Source organism: Pseudarthrobacter sp. NKDBFgelt, assembly GCF_046097905.1.
GTDB classification, from domain to species: Bacteria; Actinomycetota; Actinomycetes; order Actinomycetales; family Micrococcaceae; genus Arthrobacter; species Arthrobacter polychromogenes.
In genome coordinates this window covers 18652-35442 of the sequence record NZ_JBJURL010000014.1, presented here as the reverse complement: position 1 = coordinate 35442, position 16791 = coordinate 18652, and the positions used below count along the sequence as shown (strand labels likewise).

Here is a 16791-nt window from a genome sequence, read left to right as displayed (position 1 = left end):
CGCTACTCCTCAGGGAGGACCCCGCAGCGGGTACCCGAGGGCTAGTCTGGCTTCATGACTGCCCCGCAACCCGACCCGGCACTGCAACCCGATCAGGCCCCGCAACGCGAGCCGGCCCCGCAACCAGACCATGCACTGCATTCCGTGCCGGCTCTGCACCCCGGTGCGGCACCGCAGGTGCCGGCCTTGTCCATCCGCGGGCTTGCCAAGCGGTTCGGTGGGAAGATCGCCGTGGACGGCATCAGCATGGACGTGCCGGCCGGCTCCTTCTACGGCATTGTGGGACCCAACGGCGCCGGTAAGACCACCACGCTGTCAATGGCAACCGGCCTCCTGCGTCCGGACTTTGGGACAGCGGCAGTCCACGGCGTGGACGTTTGGCAGCGGCCGCTGGACGCGAAGAGGCTGATGGGCATCCTGCCGGACGGGGTGCGGCTGTTCGACCGGCTCACCGGCGAGCAGCTCATTACCTATGCGGGGCTGCTGAGGGGTATGGACCGGGAGACAGTGGCCACGCGCGTTGCGGACCTCCTCGCCGCCATGGATCTCCAGGAGGACGCCGGCACCCTGGTGGTGGACTACTCGGCGGGCATGACCAAGAAGATTGCGCTGGCCTCCGCCCTCATCCACGCGCCCCGGCTGCTGGTCCTGGACGAACCTTTCGAAGCGGTGGACCCGGTCTCCGCGGCCAACATCCGCTCCATCCTTGACAGCTACGTCGCTTCGGGCGGCACGGTCATCGTGTCCAGCCATGTCATGGACCTGGTGCAGCGCATGTGCGACCACGTGGCAGTGGTGGCCAACGGACGGCTGCTCGCCGCCGGAACCGTTGACGAGGTGCGTGCCGGGGCCTCGCTGGAGGACCGGTTCGTGCAGCTGGTGGGCGGCCGCAGCCACACGGAAGGACTGGAATGGTTGCGCACCTTCTAAGGCTCAAGCTGACACTGCTGCGCAACGGCCTGCGTCGCAGCCCGTGGCAACTGGTGGGGATGGCCATCGCCGGGCTCTACGCACTGGGGATGGTGGCAACGCTTGTGATGGCACTGGTGATGCTGCGTAACGCGCCTCTTGACCTTGCCCAGACCGCTGTGGTGCTCGGCGGATCCGCCGCCATCCTGGGCTGGGGCGTCGTGCCGGTGGTGGCCTCTGCCACGGACATGACCCTGGATCCCGCACGGTTCACTACGTTCGCGATCCCCATGAAGCAGATGCTGGCCGGGCTGGCCCTGGGCGGACTGATCGGCATTCCGGGGCTGGCCACTTCGCTGGTGGCGCTGTCCACGGTGGCCACGTGGTCCCATGGTGTCCTTCCTGCGCTCGCCGCGTTCGTGGGGGCAGTGCTGGGCGTACTGACCTGCGTGGTGCTCGCCAAAGTGGTGACCACGGCAACGGCAAGCCTGGCCGCATCGCGGCGGTTCAAGGACATCAGCGCCATAGCCTTCATGGTGCCGCTGGTATTGATGGGGCCCATTGTGGCAGGAATAGGCCAAGGCCTCTCAGCCTCCACCGGTTTCCTGCCCGGCTTTGCCAGGACGCTTTCCTGGACCCCGCTAGGCGCACCGTGGTCGCTGGGCGGTGACGTGGCCGCCGGGCAGCCGGGACAGGCAGCCTTAAAGCTGCTGGTATCCGTTGCAGCACTGGCCGCGCTCGCGTGGGCATGGAAATCGCTGCTGGAACGGGCGCTGGTCACTCCTCCCTACGCGGGCAGCGGCAGGCGCAAAGGCGGCAGGCTGGGACTGCTGGGAGTGCTGCCCGCCACTCCGGCCGGCGCGGTGATGGCGAGGTCCCTCACGTACTGGTTCCGGGATCCACGGTATTCGGGATCTCTGGTGGTGATCCCCCTGCTTCCCGTGGTGCTCGCCTTCCAGGGCAGCCAGACCGGGGACTTCACCAGCCTGGGCATCCTTGCCCCGCTCTCCGCGTTCATCCTCGCCTGGTCCATCTCTGCGGACGTGTCCTACGACAACACCGCCTTCGCCCTGCACCTTGCCACCGGCGTCAGGGGACTGGCGGACCGGCTGGGCCGCGCCCTTGCCTGCCTGGCGTTCGCCTTGCCGGTGGTACTGGTGTTCGCTCTGGGGTATTCCGCCCTGACAGGGGACTGGGCGGGCTTGCCCGGGCAGCTGGGCCTGAGCCTGGGCATCCTGTTCACCGGGCTGGGACTGGCATCGGTGGTCTCGGCCCGGTACACCGTGGCCGTTCCGCTGCCGGGCGACAGCCCGTTCAAGAAACCGCCCGGCAACGTGGGGCAGACCCTCGCGGTACAGTTCGGAGGGTTGCTGGTCCTGATGGTCCTGGTCCTGCCGCAGGTGGGCCTCCTGGTTGCGCAGGTGGTCACGGGCAACGGCCTCTTCGGCTGGATCAACCTCACCGCGGGGACGGTCCTGGGCCTGGTCCTGTTTGTCCTAGGCGTCAGGCTGGGCGGAAAATGGCTGGACAACCGCGGGCCCGAGCTGCTGGCCCAGGTGTCCGTCAACCGCTGAACAGCGTTCGGAAGGAATCAGCATGGAAGTCGTCATCCTCAACGGCAGCAAACAGATTGCCAAGCTTGCCGCCGATGCCGTCGAGGACCTCCTCCGGCGCAGACCTGATGCCGTCCTTGGCCTGGCGACTGGTTCGTCCCCGCTTCCGGTCTACGATGAGCTGGCTGCCCGCCATGAGCGGGACGGCCTGGACTTCAGCCGGGCCTCCGGTTTTGCCCTGGACGAATACGTGGGACTTCCGCCCGGACACCCCGAGTCCTACCGGGAAGTGGTCCGCCGGGAGTTCACCAACCGGGTCAACATCCGGCCGGAGAACGTCCACGGGCCGGACGGTGCCGCCGCGGACATCCCGGCTGCCTGCCGCGCCTACGAGGAGGCGATCGCCGCTGCAGGCGGGGTGGACCTGCAGTTCCTCGGGGTGGGAACGGACGGCCACATCGCGTTCAACGAACCGGGATCCTCCTTCGCTTCGAGGACCCGCATCAAGAGCCTCATCGAACAGACCCGCAGGGACAACGCCCGGTTCTTCTCCAGCCTGGCGGACGTCCCGCACCATGTCCTGACGCAGGGACTCGGGACCATCATGGAGGCGCGGCACGTCATCCTGCTGGCAACCGGTGCGCAGAAGGCCCAGGCTGTCCGCGAATTCGTTGAAGGTCCCGTCGCCGCCATCTGCCCGGCGTCGATCCTGCAGTTCCACCCGCACGCCACCGTCCTGCTGGACGAGGCCGCGGCGTCGGCCCTGAAACTGGCGGATTTCTACCGGCACACTTATGACAACAAGCCCGCCTGGCAGGGGATCTAGCCCGCACCGCCCGCTGCCAGCGCACGCCGCCGCAAAGTCCGACGGCGGCCGGCAGGGGACGCGCCGACGTCGAACGTCCGGCCGGTGGAACAGCTAAGATGGTTGGCATGACTAGCACGACGGACCCTCTCGAAAACGACCCGATGCGCGAGCTTTCCGGGGCTGGAACGTCCACAGCCACCATTGAGCGCGAGGAACTGCGCCAGGAAGTGGAGCCCGGGGACCGGGAGCGCTTTTCGCACTATGTGCGCAAGGAAAAGATCATGGAGTCCGCGCTGACCGGGGACCCTGTCATCGCGTTGTGCGGCAAGGTCTGGACGCCGGGACGGGATCCGCAGAAGTTCCCGGTCTGCCCGATGTGCAAAGAGGTCTACGACGGCCTCCGCCCGGGCAACGACGGCGGCAAGGGTCCCGGAGGGGACTCGGGCAACAACAAATAGTGACGGAGACGCTCTTTGGCGGCCCCACCCTGCCTCCGGCCTATCCGGAACGTGCAGCCTGGGGAACCGCCCCGAAACTCCGTGCCTGGCAGCAGGAAGCCCTGGACCTGTACCTGCGCAACAGCCCACGCGACTTCCTCGCCGTGGCAACGCCGGGCGCCGGCAAGACCACCTTCGCGCTGAGGGTGGCGTCCACCCTCATCGACTCCGGCGCCGTTAACAGGGTGACCATCGTGGCGCCCACCGACCACCTGAAGCGGCAGTGGGCGGATGCGGCGGCAAAGGTGGGCATCGCCATCGACCCGAACTTCAAGAACTCCGACGGCCAGCACGGCCGCGGCTTCATCGGCGTTGCCGTCACCTATGCACAGGTGGCCAGCAAGCCGCTGCTCCACCGCGCCAAGACGGAAGCTGCGCGCACGCTGGTGATCCTTGACGAGATCCACCACGGCGGCGAGGCACTGTCCTGGGGTGACGGGCTGCGCGAGGCCTTCGACCCCGCGGTCAGGCGGCTCTCGCTGACGGGAACGCCGTTCCGTTCCGACACCTCTCCCATTCCCTTCGTCGAGTACGCCGAGGACCGGGACGGGATCCGCCGCTCCAAGGCGGACTACACCTACGGGTACGGCAATGCGCTGCGCGACCACGTGGTCCGTCCGGTGATGTTCATGGCCTATTCCGGGCAGATGCGGTGGCGGACCAGTGCCGGCGAGGAGATGGCGGCGTCGCTGGGTGAGGCTGCGGTGACCAAGGACATCACGTCCCACGCCTGGCGTACCGCCCTGAACCCCGCAGGCGAGTGGATTCCGGCGGTGCTTGCGGGTGCGGACAGGCGGCTCAGCGAGGTGCGCCGCACCGTTCCCGACGCCGGCGGCCTGGTGATTGCCACGGATCACGAGGATGCCCGCGCGTATGCCGGACAGCTCAAGAGGATCACGGGGGAGTCGCCCACGGTCATCCTTTCCGATGACGCGAAGGCGTCGAGCAAGATCGAGGAATTCACCGCCAGCGAGAAACGCTGGATGGTGGCGGTCCGGATGGTGTCCGAGGGTGTGGACGTGCCGCGGCTTTCCGTCGGCGTGTATGCCACGTCAACCTCGACCCCCCTGTTTTTCGCCCAGGCGGTGGGTCGCTTCGTGCGTGCCCGCAAGCGGGGCGAAACGGCGTCGGTCTTCCTGCCCTCAGTGCCGCAGCTGATGGCCCTTGCCAACTCCATGGAGGCCGAACGGGACCACGCCCTGGACCGCCCGGAGAAGGAAGACGCGGACGGCCTGTTCAATCCCGAGGACTCGCTGATGGCCGAGGCCAACCGCGAGGACAAGGCATCGGACAGCCTCACCAAGGGCAAGTTCGAGGCCCTGGATTCGCAGGCGTCCTTTGACCGCGTGCTGTTCGACGGCGGCGAGTTCGGCACGGGCGGCGAGGTGGGGTCCGACGACGAGATGGACTTCCTGGGCATCCCCGGGCTGCTGGACGCGGAGCAGGTGGGCACGCTGCTGCGGCAGCGCCAGCACGAGCAGCTGAACCGCAAGAACCGGAAGGCACCCGCGGCGGCGGAAAGCCCGGCGCCGGCCATACCGGACCACCGGATGCTGATGGACCTCCGCAACGAGCTGGCCAAGAACGTGGCCGCCTGGTCTGCCCGCACGGGCACACCCCACGGCGTGGTGCACACCAAGCTGCGGACAGTGTGCGGCGGACCGCCGGTTGCCCAGGCGAACGAGGAGCAGCTGCAGTCGCGCCTGCGGAAGCTCCAGGACTGGTTCATCGGCCGGAAATAGCAGGGTCAGGCCAGCCAGCGCCACCAGCGTGGCTGCTCCGGTTCCGGCGTCGGTTCGGGTTCCGGTTCCTCGCCCAAGGCCAGCGCGGCCTCGACGAGGTCGTCTGCGGTGAGCGTCATGACGGCCTCACGATCAAGCGCGTCGAGGCTGTGTTCCTCGTCGAGGGACAGCCGCAGCGCCTGGCGGTTAAGCGCCTGCTCGAACAGCGTGCGGGCGAACCGTGCGTTGCCGGAGTCCTCGCCCGCGTGGAGCCCGGTGAAGATGCGGCGCAGCATCTCGTCTGCGCCCGGCTCCAGCCTGTACCCGTGCTGGGTCAGCATCCGGTGGAAGATCGTCTGGAGTGCGTCCACGGAGTAGTCGGGGAACGTGATCTCGCGGGCGAACCGGGACCGCAGGCCGGGGTTCGAGAGCAGGAAGGACTCCATTAGCCGCGGATACCCGGCCACGATCACCACCAGGCGGTGGCGGTGGTCCTCCATCCGCTTGAGCAGGACCTCGATCGCCTCGGGGCCGAAGTCCATCCGGCCGTCCTCAGGGGACAGCGCGTAGGCCTCGTCGATGAACAGGACGCCGTCCAGCGCACGCCGGATTACCCGGTCCGTTTTGATGGCGGTCGTGCCGACGTACTGCCCCACCAGGCCCGAACGGTCGACCTCCACCAGGTGGCCCTTCTGGAGCAGTCCGACCGCGCGGTACATCTCGGCCAGGAGCCGAGCCACGGTGGTCTTGCCCGTGCCAGGGTTTCCGAGGAACACGAGATGCTGTGATGTGGCCACCTCCGGCAGTCCGTGCGCCTTACGACGGGCCTGGACCTGGAGCAGTGCGACGAGCGCCCGCACCTGTTCCTTCACTGTCTCCAGTCCAACCAGCGCGTCGAGCTCGGCCTGCACCTCGGACAACGGCCGGGCCGGCCCGGGCTTCGGACCCACGAGTTCGCCGACCAGGTCATCCACGCGCTCCGAACCGGGCAGCTTGAGCTGGTCGGCAAGGCGCCCGATGGTGTCACGCAGGTCGTCGAGCGGATTGCGGCTGGCAGCCATGCATCCACTGTAGTACCCGGTCCTTGTTCTTGCCCTGGGATCAAGGGGCGGGTTGAAACAACGAACGGCCGGCTGCGCAAGAGCGCCGGGCCACTCCTGTAGCTGCTCTAGGCTACGTCCACGCCACCCAGTTCCATTTCGGCCACCGCTTCCTCCAGGTCCTCGGCGATTCCGGCCGTCAGGGAGCGCAGGACGGTGACGGAGTAGCCGGCCTGGACGGCGTCCAGGGCCGTTGCCATCACGCAGTAATCCGTGGCGATTCCCACAACGACGACGTCTTCCACGTCATGGCTCTGCAGCCAGTCGTCCAGCCCGATCGCGTCTTCGTCCGGAGCAAACCTTTCGGCGTCCGCTGGGCCGGGCAGGGCCCCGGGCTGCCGTTCTCCGGTGGGCACCGCATCCTCGGGGGCCAGCAGGCCCTCGAAGCCTGAGTAGGCCGCGGAGAACTGCCCTTTCTGGAAGTAGGCCTGGATGTATTCGGTGTCCAGGTCGGGATGCAGTTCAGCACCGGGGGTGCCCGCCACGCAGTGCGGCGGCCAGCTGTCCTTGAAGTCGGGCGTGTCCGAGAAATGCTCTCCAGGATCGACGTGCCAGTCCTGGGTTGCAACGATGTGGTCGAACTCGCCGTGGTGGGCGTCCACATATTCGCTGATTGCGCCGGCCACGTCCGCGCCGCCGGAAACGGCCAGCGAACCGCCCTCGCAGAAATCGTTCTGGACGTCGACGATGATCAGTGCCCGGGACATCGGTTCTCCTCAGTTTTCTTCATAGAGAGTAGGGATGGCGGCTTCCCCGCGCTGCAGGCGGTTGACCACCGGCGGCAGCTCCGCCATGGAATCCGCATGGCGCCGGCGGGCCCGGAGCACGCCCTCGTGGCCGGTCCAGCCCGGCAGCAGCTCCCCGTTCTTCATGAACTGCTGCAGGAGGGGACGGTCATTGCCGTCATCCTCCGGCCGACGGCCGACGCCCACCACTTCCGCAGTGGCAATGCCGCGCTCGTTCAGCTTTCGCAGGGCGTACTTGCGGCCGCCCACGCTGGCCTTGTTCTTGGCCGCTTTGGCCACCGAGACGAACGTTCCGTCGTCGTCCGTGCGGCTGACCAGCTTGTACACCATGCTGGCCGTAGGAGCACCCGAGCCGGTGACCAGGGACGTGCCCACGCCGTAGGAATCCACGGGGGCGGACTGCAGGGCGGCGATGGCGTACTCATCGAGGTCGGAAGTGACCACGATCTTGGTGTTTTCGTTGCCAAGATCGTCAAGGAGCCTGCGCACCCACTGCGCCTGGGCCACAAGGTCGCCCGAGTCCAGCCGGACCGCTCCCAGGCGTGGACCCGCAAGGTCCACGGCCGTGCGGACGGCCGCTTCGACGTCGTACGTGTCCACCAGCAGGGACGTGTGGTCCCCGAGCGAGGCAATCTGGGCCTCGAACGCGTCCCGTTCGGTGTCGTGCAGGAGGGTGAAGGAGTGGGCGGCGGTGCCCACCGTCTTGATCCCGTAGCGGATTCCGGCCTCGAGGTTGGAGGTGCTGTCGAAGCCGGCGATGATCGCTGCCCGGGCAGAAGCGGTGGCCGCTTCCTCATGGGTGCGCCGGGATCCCATCTCAATGCAGGGCCGGCCGCCGGCCGCGGTGACCATCCGGGAAGCCGCCGAGGCAATGGCGCTGTCATGGTTCAACACGGACAGAAGGTAGGTCTCCAGCATGCAGGCCTCCGCGAACGTGGCCTCGACGATCAGGATGGGGGAGTTCGGGAAGTACGCCTCACCTTCGGGGTAGCCCCAGATGTCACCGGAAAACCGGTACGACGCGAGGTACTCCAGCGTCTGCGCATTGACCACGTTGGTGCGCTTCAGGAACTCGAGCTCGGCGTCCCCGAAGCGGAAGTTGGCGATGCCCTCCAGCAGCCGTCCCGTGCCGGCCACGATGCCGTAGCGCCGGCCATCCGGCAGCCGCCGGGCAAAAGCCTCGAACACCGACTTGCGGTGCGCCGCCCCGGAATGCAGCGATGCCTGCAGCATCGTCAGCTCGTAGTGGTCGGTGTAAAAGGACGTGCGGGGATGCTCCCAGCCAGCGGAGGTACTCACGAAAGTCACTCTAGTCCCCACCGGCTCCCACGTCTCGCTTCGCTTCGCCGCGGGCCCCTCGCCGGCGTGGGCCCACCCACCGGCTCCCACGTCTCGCTTCGCTTCGCCGCGGGCCCCTCGCCGGCGTGGGCCCGGCATCCCCATAGAATGGACAGATGACCTTAAGCGTTGCGCTCGGCCCTGATACACAGGAGGGCACCCGGACCGGAACAGCGGAATCCACAGATTCCCTGACCGCGCCGGACATCCCCTGGAACCTGGTGATCTGGAACGATCCCGTCAACCTCATGAGCTACGTCAGCTATGTTTTCCAAAGCTATTTCGGCTACTCCGAGAGCAAGGCGAACAAGCTCATGATGGAGGTCCACAAGAAGGGCCGCTCCATTGTTGCCTCGGGCAGCAAGGAGCAGGTGGAACGCCATGCCGTGGCCATGCACGGGTTTGGGCTGTGGGCCACCGTGGAAAAAGCCAGCGGCGGGAACAACGGCAACTCCGGCAACTCCGGCGGAGGCCAGGGCAAGGGGAAACGTGGCTAAAGCATTCAAGTACGGACTCAAAGGCATCACCGGCTACCTTGAGCCTGCGGAACGCGACCTGCTGCGCAGCCTGATCCATGACGTCATCTCCATGCTCCAGCCGGAGGATCGCGACGGCCAGGATCCCCTGGCTGCCCTGATCGGTCTGGACCTGGACGTGGCAGAGCCCAGCGACCGGGCCGTCAAGCGCCTCCTTCCCAATGTCATGAAGGACGACGCCGGCGCCTCCCTGGAGTTCCGCCAGCTCACCGAACGCTCGCTGCGGGAAACAAAGATCGGCGCCCTGCGGGCCGCGGCCCTGGACCTGGACAAGGACGAGATCGTCCTGACGCCCGATGGCGCACGGCACTGGTCCATGGCGCTCAACGATGTCCGGCTGGTCCTCGCCGAGCGGCTGGACATCCAGGACGAGGAGGACGCCGAGCACGTCCACCTGATGCAGGACTGGTCCCAGGCCGAGGACGTGGAGAGCTACCTGGCCCTGGTCTACAACTTCGCCACCTGGCTCCAGGAGTCGCTCGTCCAGGCCATGCTGCAGTCCATGGACTCCCGCCGGTGAGCGGCGCGGACTGCTCCCCGTCCCTGCGCTGTGACACACCAGACATGAGCTCCCGGCCACAGGTTCATGACTGGAGCTGCGGGGAAGACCTATCCTCGAATAATCATGAGTAGAGCCTCAAGCATGGATCCGTCAGCCGGCGCTGCAGCGGGGTCCGACGCCAGCGACCTGCCCGCCGCCGCCCTGGAGTCGCGGCCCATTGGCGTTTTCGACTCCGGTGTTGGCGGCCTCACGGTGGCCCGCTCCATCATCGACCAGCTTCCCAACGAGTCCATCCTCTATGTGGGGGACACGGCGCACGGACCGTACGGCCCCCTGCCCATCGCGGAGGTGCGGGCCAACGCCCTGGGCGTGATGGACGAACTGGTGGACTCCGGTGTCAAGCTGCTCACCATCGCGTGCAACTCGGCGTCGGCCGCTGTCCTGCGGGATGCCCGCGAGCGGTACACGGCCAAGTACGGCATCCCCGTTATCGAAGTCATCCAGCCGGCGGTGCGGCGGGCAGTGGCAGCAACCCGCAGCGGACGGGTCGGCGTGATCGGCACTTCCGCCACAATCGGCTCCCGCGCCTACGAGGACACGTTCGCCGCGGCGCCGGACCTGGCGATCACCTCCGTGGCGTGCCCGGAATTCGTCAGCTACGTCGAAGCAGGGATCACCACCGGACCGGCCCTGCTGGCCGTCGCCGAGGAATACCTCGCCCCGCTCAAGGCCGCGGGCGTGGACACGGTGGTCCTGGGCTGCACGCACTACCCGCTGCTCACCGGCGTCATCTCTTATGTTATGGGGGCGGACGTGACCCTGGTGTCGAGCGCCGAGGAAACCGCTAAGGACGTCTACCGTGCCCTGGCCACCCACAACCTGCAGCGCACGGACTCAAACCCGCCGGAGCACCACTTCGTGGCCACCGGCGATGCCGGCCAGTTCGAGGCGCTGGCCCGGCGGTTCCTGGGGCCGGAGGTCCTCTCCGTCCGGCACGTGGACCATGTGTCCGCCCAGTACCCCACCGGAAGCCTGGCCAGGATCACCCCGGAAATGATCGCCGCCGCCCAGAGCGCAGCGGCGCGGCCGCGGATCTCCAACTTCGTGGGCACGTCAGCGACCGGGGGCAGCGGCCAGTGAAGCTCACCATCGTAGGCTGTACGGGTTCCTTTCCCGGCCCCGGGTCACCGGCGTCGTGCTACCTCCTGACCGCGAACGACGGCGAGCGGACCTGGAAAGTGGTCATGGACCTGGGCAGTGGTGCGCTGGGTGCCATCCAGCGGTACACCGATCTGGAGGACATCGACGCGATCTTCCTCACCCACCTGCACCCCGACCACTGCATGGACCTGTGCGGCCTGCACGTGGCTGTCCGGTGGAAACCCGGCGGCTGGGGGCGCGGCCGGATCCCCGTCTGGGGACCTGCGGCCACGGCAGACCGGATGGCCACGGCGTACGGCCTGGAGCTGGACCCCGGGATGCACGAGGAATTCGACTTCACCAACTGGGCGGAACGCGAAGCCGTGACCGTGGGGCCCTTCACCGTGACGCCCTTCGCCGTGAACCACCCCGTGGAGGAGGCCTACGCCCTGCGGGTGGAAGTGGTGGAGCCGGACAAGGACGGCGCGCCGGTGTCCCGCGTCCTGACGTATTCCGGTGATACCGACTCCTGTGCCGGGCTTGAGGAAGCAGCCAAGGACGCCGACCTGTTCCTGTGCGAGGCAGCCTTCGAGGAAGGCCGCGACGACGGCATCAAGGACGTCCACCTGACCGGAAAGCGTGCCGGGGAGGCCGCTGCGGCGGCGGGGGCGCGCCGGCTCCTGCTTACGCACATTCCCGTGTGGACATCCCAGACCACGGTCATGGCCGAGGCCCGACCGGTGTTCGGCGGCGACGTTGCGGTGGCGGTCGCCGGAGTGCACTACACCATCTAGCCCTTCGGTCTGCCCGGCCTTCGCTCCGGGTCCCGGCATCGGCCGGGCGTGCAGTCGATAAGCTAAAGGCATGACTTCTGAAGCAACTGCAGTACCCATCGTGCGCGCCGACGGCCGCGCCCCCGACCAGCTCCGGCCCATCAGCATCACCCGCGGATGGTCCACCCAGGCCGAGGGATCCGCCCTGATCGAGTTCGGCAACACCCGGGTCCTGTGCACCGCATCCCTGACCGCAGGCGTACCGCGCTGGCTCAAGGGGGAAGGCCGCGGCTGGGTCACCGCCGAGTACGCCATGCTGCCCCGGGCCACCAACACCCGCTCCGACCGCGAATCCGTCAAAGGCAAGATCGGCGGCCGCACCCACGAAATCTCGCGGCTCATCGGGCGTTCGCTGCGCTCGATCATCGACACCAAAGCCCTGGGCGAAAACACCATCGTGCTGGACTGCGACGTCCTCCAGGCGGACGGCGGCACGCGCACGGCAGCCATCACCGGCGCCTACGTCGCGCTCGCAGACGCCATCCGCTTCGCCCGCGACAACAAGCTGATCGCAAAGAATGCCCAGCCCCTGATCGACACCATTGCCGCCGTGTCCGTGGGCATCATCGACGGCGTGCCCATGCTGGACCTGCCGTATGTCGAGGACGTCCGGGCCGAAACCGACATGAACGTTGTGGTCACCGGCTCGGGAAAGTTCGTGGAAGTGCAGGGAACGGCCGAGGGCGCACCCTTTGACCGGGCCGAGCTGGACCAGCTCCTGGACCTGGCGCTGCTGGGCACCACGCAGCTCGCCGCCATCCAGCGGGAGACCCTGGCGGACACGCTGTGAACCCGGCCGGCGGCCCAGCTCCCCGCCTGGTCCTGGCAACCCACAACAAGGGCAAGCTCCGGGAGCTCCGCGAGCTGTTGCGGGGACAGGTCCCGGGGCTCGACGTCGACACCCAGGTGGTGGACGCGGCAGCGGCAGGTGCCCCTGACGTCGTCGAAACCGGCGTGACCTTTGCCGAAAATTCGTTGCTGAAGGCGCGCGCCGTTGCGGAGGCCACCGGCCTGGCTGCCATTGCCGACGACTCCGGCCTTGCGGTGGACGTGATGGGCGGAGCGCCGGGGATCTTTTCGGCCCGGTGGGCGGGAACCCATGGCGACGACGCCGCCAACCTGCGGCTCCTGCTCAGCCAGCTCTCCGACGTGCCGGACATCCACCGGGGTGCGGCCTTCGTCTGCGCGGCGGCGCTGGCAGTGCCGGACACGGATGGCAGGCCCGGCCACGAGGTGGTGGAATACGGACAGCTGGAGGGCGTGCTGCTCCGCGAGCCGCGGGGCAGCGGGGGCTTCGGTTACGATCCCGTGCTGCAGCCCGCGGGGGAGGACCGCAGCTGCGCCGAGCTGTCCGCAGAGGAAAAGAACGCCATCAGCCACCGCGGCAAGGCCTTCCGGGCGCTGCTGCCGGCCATCGTCGAGGCGCTGCGCCGGGCAGAGGCCTGACGGACGCGGAGGCTTAACAACCGCCGGTTAACCAAAAAGGTGTGCTCCCCGCCGCGGCGGGGAGCACACCTTTGATGGTTTACGGGCACTTTACGGGAGGCGCGGGGTCTTCTGCTCGTCCTTGGGGGCGTGCTCCTCGATGAATTCCTCCACGGGGTCGGTGCCGTAGGCCTTCGCCTGGCGCTTGGCGGACAGGCCGCGGAGGACCTCCACGCCGATTGGCAGGACAGACACCAGGACGATCGCGATGAAGATGATGTCCAGGTTGTCACGGACCCAGGGGATACGGTCGCCCAGCAGGTACCCCAGGAGCGTCACGCCGCCGCCCCACAGCACTGCGCCGATGACGTTGAAGAGGAAGAACTTCTTTTTGTTCATCTGGGCGACGCCCACGATGACGGGGACGAAAGTCCTGATGATGGGGACGAAGCGCGCCAGGATCAGTGCCTTGCCGCCGTGCTTTTCGAAGAAGGCGTGCGCGTTCTCCACGTTTTCCCGCTTGAACAGGCGCGAGTTGGGTTTGTTGAAGATGGCGGGCCCGGCCTTCGACCCGATGAGGTAGCCGGTCTGGTTGCCCACGATGGCCGAAATCATGATCAGCAGCGCGAAGACCCACACGTTGAACTTGATGGTGTCCGTGGCCACCAGGAGGCCGGCTGTGAACAGCATGGAATCACCAGGCAGGAAGAAGCCCACCAGCAGGCCGGTCTCCGCGAAGACGATGCCGCAGACCAGCAGCACCACCCACGGCGCCAGGGCGGGATCGGCCAGGAAGACCTGGGGGTTCAGCCAGTCGGGCAGGAAGGAGGCCAGCTGGGGCTGCACCGGTCCTGCCCCGCCCAGCATGGACACGGCGAGGTCATTCATCACAGGAAAGTTCACCCCTCAAGGGTACTTGACAGACCTGTGCCTGCATGGAGGGGCAGCATTCCGGCGGTAAGGTTGGGCCGTGGGTTTGGACTTTACGGCGATCGACTTTGAAACTGCGAACGGCTTCCGGGGCTCTCCCTGTGCGGTTGGCCTGACCAAGGTACGGGGCGGGCAGATCGTGGACGAAGCTTCTTGGCTGATGCGGCCCCCGCCGAACCACGACCACTTCGACTACCACAACGTCCGGATCCACGGCATCCGGGCTGACGACGTGGCCGGGCACCCCCGCTTCGGGGAACTCTTCCCCGAAATCGGCGCCTTCATTGGCGATGACATCCTCGCGGCGCACAATGCCGCCTTCGACCTGGGCGTGATCCGGTCGGGCCTGGAAGTCTCCGGCCTGCCGGGGCCCGCCTACGACTATGTGTGCACCGTGATGCTTTCCCGGCGGTGCTATTCGCTGGTCTCCAACTCCCTGCCGTTCGCCGCCGAGGAAGCCGGCGTGCCGTTGGTGAAGCACCACGACGCCGCCGAGGATGCCCGGGCGTGTGCGGGAATCCTGATCGACATAGCCCGGCGGAACCAGGCCAACAGCATCGCCGAACTCTACCTGTCGCTGGGGCTGGTGATGCCGCGCCAGCACGCCTTCGACCCGGCAACGGACGGACTGTCCAAGTCCAGTATCGCGGCCCTTGCCGCTGCCGCCGGCGGCACCGCTGCGCCGCTCAGGCCCTTCCAGGCGGGCTGGCCGGAGGAGGGAGCCAACCCGCTCCCCAACCCCGACGCCGAGCCGGGCCACCCCCTGTACGGCCAGACCGTCGTCTTCACCGGGGAGCTGTCCATTGGGCGCCCGGAAGCCAAAAGGCGCTCTGCCGACGTCGGCGCCCGCCCGGAGAGCCGGGTGACCGGGCGCACCACCGTCCTGGTGGTGGGGGACGGCTTTGTTGCCTCCGACCTCCGCTCCGGCCGGCTGACCGGCAAAGCCCGGCGCGTGCTGGAGCTCCACGGGCGTGGGCAGTCCATCGAAGTGCTGTCCGAAGGCGAGTTCCTGCAGATGGTGGGCGACTTCGCGGCGGCAGCCATCGCCTGAGGCCTCCGGTCCGATCGCGTCTTCACAGGGCGCAACAAACCTTTGCCCCGGTGCCCTGCGCTTCTAGCCTTGGCACATGAGCTCTCTGTTCGCCTTCCCGAATCCGGTCAACGAGTACGCTGCCCGCGTCACCGCCGGACTGGTGGTGGCGCTCGCGGTTGTCACGCTTGCCCTTGGCTCCGGGTGGGGCCTGCTGGCCATCGCCGCCGGGTTCTGGCTGCGCGTGCTCTTCGGACCGAGGATTTCGCCGCTGGCACTGGTGTCCGTCAAGGTCATCACGCCGCGGCTGGGACGGGTGAAACTGGTGCCCGGACCGCCCAAGCGCTTCGCTCAGGGCATGGGGGCGGCCGTCTCCACAGCAGCCCTTGCCCTGTTCGTGGCCGGAGCGGCGCCCGCGGCGTGGGCGGTGCTGGGCGTCCTGATCGTGGCGGCGTCGCTTGAAGCCTTTGCCGGGTTCTGCCTGGGCTGCGTGGTTTTCGGGTTCCTGCAGCGCCGCGGACTGATCCCGGAGGACGTCTGCGAGGCGTGCAACAACATCAGCCTTCGGCGGTCGTGACGCCCACCAGCAAACCGGCCATGCCGCGGATTGCCTCAGGCGCCTCCAGCGACTCCAGCCAGTCTGCGGGCAGGCACTCCTCGCCGTAGTAGGCACCCAGGATGTTCCCGGCCAGTGAACCGGTGGCGTCGCTTTGCCCGCCGTGGTTCACCGCCAGGGACACCGCCTCCCGGAAGTGACGGACGGGCAGGGTGTCCGTGCCGTCGTCGTCCGTCCCTGCGTCGGCCGTCCCCGTGACGGGGACAGTGGCGAGCACGGCGTACAGCGCGACGGCGAGGGCGTCCTCGGCGGTCCGGCCGTCACCGAGTGCCTCGATGAGTTCCTCCGGCGTGGTTACGCCCCTGGCGGCGAGTGAGAGCGCGGCTTCCAGGCGTTCCGGCAGTTCGTGAGCCACACCGCCCAGGGTGTGGGCGTGGGCGGTCACGGCGGAGGCAGCCTCCGGCAGGGCTTCACCCGAAACCAGCCGGTGAACCAGCAGGCTGAAGATTCCGGAAGCCTGGCGCGCCGCGGGGTGGCCGTGCGTCAGGGAGGCGGCGTCGGCACTCAGCTTGTAGACGGCGTCGGGCGTAATGTGCGGGATCAGCCCGAACGGTGCTGACCGCACCACGGTGCCCCAGTCCTTCGATTCGGGGTTCACGGGGCGGACCGAGGTGCCCATTTCACCCGTTGCCAGCCCGGAAATGCAGGTTGTGCTGGGGTTCCGCCGCTGGCGGAGCGCAGCGTGCCCGTCTATCCACCGGGGCTGTGGTGTGGGGGCCGACGCCGGAGCGGCTTCCCCCTGGGTGGCCAGCCACCGGAGGTAGGCGAGCCACAGGCAGGCGTTCACATCCGCGCCGACACCCGAATTCGCCCATTCCAGGGCCTCAACCAGCCCGTCCACCGTGTAGAGGGTCAGCTGGGTTTCGTCGGAGAACGTGCCGGGCATGGGGCCGGATCCGGTGATGCCGCGCCCGCCGGAGCGGCTCCGGATCTCTTCAACCGACCCCGTGCCGACGGCGTAGCCCAGGGAATCGCCCAGCGCGCCGCCCAGCAGGCAGCCATGGATGCGGGATTTCAGTGCGGGCACGGACGGGCCGGGTTCAATGCTCATGCTGTAAATTTACCGCGGCCTCCGGCGGCGCCGGCACGCCCGCCCACTGCCGGCAT

Annotated in this window: 18 protein-coding genes; 13 read left to right on the top strand and 5 right to left on the bottom strand. The window is 67.9% G+C overall.

Annotation, left to right across the window (positions count from 1 at the left end):
• Positions 1 to 54: 54 nt before the first annotated feature.
• The 5 genes from ACKAE7_RS05960 to ACKAE7_RS05940 all read left to right on the top strand — a co-directional run bounded on the left by ACKAE7_RS05960 (position 55) and on the right by ACKAE7_RS05940 (position 5509).
• A complete protein-coding gene (locus tag ACKAE7_RS05960; RefSeq protein WP_408978692.1) occupies positions 55 to 930 on the top strand; it encodes an ABC transporter ATP-binding protein in 876 nt (291 codons plus the stop codon).
• Positions 912 to 2483, top strand: coding sequence for a transporter (locus tag ACKAE7_RS05955; RefSeq protein ID WP_190610138.1), 1572 nt, complete (start codon positions 912 to 914; stop codon positions 2481 to 2483). The genes ACKAE7_RS05960 and ACKAE7_RS05955 overlap by 19 nt, the downstream gene beginning before the upstream one ends.
• Positions 2484 to 2505: 22 nt before the next feature.
• A complete protein-coding gene (gene nagB, locus ACKAE7_RS05950; protein WP_188811896.1) occupies positions 2506 to 3288 on the top strand; it encodes a glucosamine-6-phosphate deaminase in 783 nt (260 codons plus the stop codon).
• Positions 3289 to 3386: 98 nt separating this feature from the next.
• Positions 3387 to 3728 carry a DUF3039 domain-containing protein gene (locus ACKAE7_RS05945; RefSeq protein WP_066277043.1) on the top strand — a complete coding sequence of 114 codons (342 nt, stop codon included), beginning with the start codon at positions 3387 to 3389 and terminating at the stop codon, positions 3726 to 3728.
• Positions 3728 to 5509: a DEAD/DEAH box helicase gene (locus ACKAE7_RS05940; protein ID WP_408978691.1), complete on the top strand. Its 1782-nt coding sequence runs from the start codon at positions 3728 to 3730 to the stop codon at positions 5507 to 5509. Before ACKAE7_RS05945 ends, ACKAE7_RS05940 begins: the two co-directional genes overlap by 1 nt.
• A gap of 5 nt (positions 5510 to 5514) precedes the next feature.
• Here the strand turns inward: ACKAE7_RS05940 and ACKAE7_RS05935 are convergent, their stop codons facing one another.
• The 3 genes from ACKAE7_RS05935 to ACKAE7_RS05925 all read right to left on the bottom strand — a co-directional run bounded on the left by ACKAE7_RS05935 (position 5515) and on the right by ACKAE7_RS05925 (position 8633).
• Positions 5515 to 6549 (bottom strand): AAA family ATPase, encoded by a 1035-nt coding sequence (locus tag ACKAE7_RS05935; protein ID WP_408978690.1) that lies wholly within the window; start codon positions 6547 to 6549, stop codon positions 5515 to 5517.
• A 107-nt stretch (positions 6550 to 6656) separates the two neighbouring features.
• Positions 6657 to 7295, bottom strand: a complete 639-nt coding sequence (locus tag ACKAE7_RS05930; RefSeq protein WP_190610148.1) for an isochorismatase family protein — start codon at positions 7293 to 7295, stop codon at positions 6657 to 6659.
• A gap of 9 nt (positions 7296 to 7304) precedes the next feature.
• Complete coding sequence (locus ACKAE7_RS05925) at positions 7305 to 8633, bottom strand: nicotinate phosphoribosyltransferase (RefSeq protein WP_188811901.1); 1329 nt, start codon at positions 8631 to 8633, stop codon at positions 7305 to 7307.
• A gap of 155 nt (positions 8634 to 8788) precedes the next feature.
• Here ACKAE7_RS05925 and clpS point away from each other — a divergent pair, with 155 nt between their 5' ends.
• The 6 genes from clpS (at position 8789) to rdgB (ending at position 13129) form a co-directional block, all read left to right on the top strand.
• The gene (gene clpS / locus ACKAE7_RS05920; protein WP_188811903.1) at positions 8789 to 9169 is read left to right on the top strand and encodes an ATP-dependent Clp protease adapter ClpS; all 381 of its coding nucleotides are present in this window, start codon (positions 8789 to 8791) and stop codon (positions 9167 to 9169) included.
• Positions 9162 to 9728: a DUF2017 domain-containing protein gene (locus ACKAE7_RS05915; RefSeq protein ID WP_408978689.1), complete on the top strand. Its 567-nt coding sequence runs from the start codon at positions 9162 to 9164 to the stop codon at positions 9726 to 9728. The genes clpS and ACKAE7_RS05915 overlap by 8 nt, the downstream gene beginning before the upstream one ends.
• A gap of 123 nt (positions 9729 to 9851) precedes the next feature.
• A complete protein-coding gene (murI, locus tag ACKAE7_RS05910) occupies positions 9852 to 10850 on the top strand; it encodes a glutamate racemase (protein ID WP_188811907.1) in 999 nt (332 codons plus the stop codon).
• Positions 10847 to 11644, top strand: coding sequence for an MBL fold metallo-hydrolase (locus ACKAE7_RS05905; protein WP_188811909.1), 798 nt, complete (start codon positions 10847 to 10849; stop codon positions 11642 to 11644). The genes murI and ACKAE7_RS05905 overlap by 4 nt, the downstream gene beginning before the upstream one ends.
• Before the next feature lie 70 nt (positions 11645 to 11714).
• Positions 11715 to 12473, top strand: a complete 759-nt coding sequence (gene rph, locus ACKAE7_RS05900; protein ID WP_104184889.1) for a ribonuclease PH — start codon at positions 11715 to 11717, stop codon at positions 12471 to 12473.
• On the top strand, positions 12470 to 13129 hold the full coding sequence (rdgB, locus tag ACKAE7_RS05895) for an RdgB/HAM1 family non-canonical purine NTP pyrophosphatase (RefSeq protein ID WP_188811911.1): 660 nt from the start codon (positions 12470 to 12472) through the stop codon (positions 13127 to 13129). Before rph ends, rdgB begins: the two co-directional genes overlap by 4 nt.
• Before the next feature lie 90 nt (positions 13130 to 13219).
• Here rdgB and ACKAE7_RS05890 read toward each other — a convergent pair whose 3' ends face one another.
• Positions 13220 to 13996, bottom strand: coding sequence for a DedA family protein (locus ACKAE7_RS05890; RefSeq protein WP_408978707.1), 777 nt, complete (start codon positions 13994 to 13996; stop codon positions 13220 to 13222).
• An 82-nt stretch (positions 13997 to 14078) separates the two neighbouring features.
• On the opposite strand from ACKAE7_RS05890, the gene ACKAE7_RS05885 reads away from it, so the two are divergent.
• Both ACKAE7_RS05885 and ACKAE7_RS05880 read left to right on the top strand, forming a co-directional pair.
• Positions 14079 to 15089: an exonuclease domain-containing protein gene (locus ACKAE7_RS05885; RefSeq protein WP_188811913.1), complete on the top strand. Its 1011-nt coding sequence runs from the start codon at positions 14079 to 14081 to the stop codon at positions 15087 to 15089.
• A 76-nt stretch (positions 15090 to 15165) separates the two neighbouring features.
• Complete coding sequence (locus ACKAE7_RS05880) at positions 15166 to 15645, top strand: DUF4395 domain-containing protein (protein WP_188811915.1); 480 nt, start codon at positions 15166 to 15168, stop codon at positions 15643 to 15645.
• On the opposite strand, the gene ACKAE7_RS05875 is transcribed toward ACKAE7_RS05880, so the two are convergent.
• Positions 15626 to 16735, bottom strand: coding sequence for an ADP-ribosylglycohydrolase family protein (locus ACKAE7_RS05875; RefSeq protein ID WP_190610155.1), 1110 nt, complete (start codon positions 16733 to 16735; stop codon positions 15626 to 15628). The two genes, ACKAE7_RS05880 and ACKAE7_RS05875, sit on opposite strands and share 20 nt — an antisense overlap.
• Positions 16736 to 16791 lie beyond the last annotated feature (56 nt).

What these genes read in the sequence shown, in the direction of transcription:
- ACKAE7_RS05930 (WP_190610148.1), bottom strand. Translation starts at nt 7,295, where the DNA reads ATGTCCCGGGCACTGATCATCGTCGACGTCCAGAACGATTTCTGCGAG.
- ACKAE7_RS05875 (WP_190610155.1), bottom strand. Translation starts at nt 16,735, where the DNA reads ATGAGCATTGAACCCGGCCCGTCCGTGCCCGCACTGAAATCCCGCATC.
- murI (WP_188811907.1), top strand. Translation starts at nt 9,852, where the DNA reads ATGGATCCGTCAGCCGGCGCTGCAGCGGGGTCCGACGCCAGCGACCTG.
- ACKAE7_RS05890 (WP_408978707.1), bottom strand. Translation starts at nt 13,996, where the DNA reads ATGAATGACCTCGCCGTGTCCATGCTGGGCGGGGCAGGACCGGTGCAG.
- ACKAE7_RS05955 (WP_190610138.1), top strand. Translation starts at nt 912, where the DNA reads ATGGTTGCGCACCTTCTAAGGCTCAAGCTGACACTGCTGCGCAACGGC.
- ACKAE7_RS05880 (WP_188811915.1), top strand. Translation starts at nt 15,166, where the DNA reads ATGAGCTCTCTGTTCGCCTTCCCGAATCCGGTCAACGAGTACGCTGCC.
- ACKAE7_RS05935 (WP_408978690.1), bottom strand. Translation starts at nt 6,549, where the DNA reads ATGGCTGCCAGCCGCAATCCGCTCGACGACCTGCGTGACACCATCGGG.
- ACKAE7_RS05945 (WP_066277043.1), top strand. Translation starts at nt 3,387, where the DNA reads ATGGTTGGCATGACTAGCACGACGGACCCTCTCGAAAACGACCCGATG.
- nagB (WP_188811896.1), top strand. Translation starts at nt 2,506, where the DNA reads ATGGAAGTCGTCATCCTCAACGGCAGCAAACAGATTGCCAAGCTTGCC.
- rph (WP_104184889.1), top strand. Translation starts at nt 11,715, where the DNA reads ATGACTTCTGAAGCAACTGCAGTACCCATCGTGCGCGCCGACGGCCGC.
- clpS (WP_188811903.1), top strand. Translation starts at nt 8,789, where the DNA reads ATGACCTTAAGCGTTGCGCTCGGCCCTGATACACAGGAGGGCACCCGG.
- ACKAE7_RS05960 (WP_408978692.1), top strand. Translation starts at nt 55, where the DNA reads ATGACTGCCCCGCAACCCGACCCGGCACTGCAACCCGATCAGGCCCCG.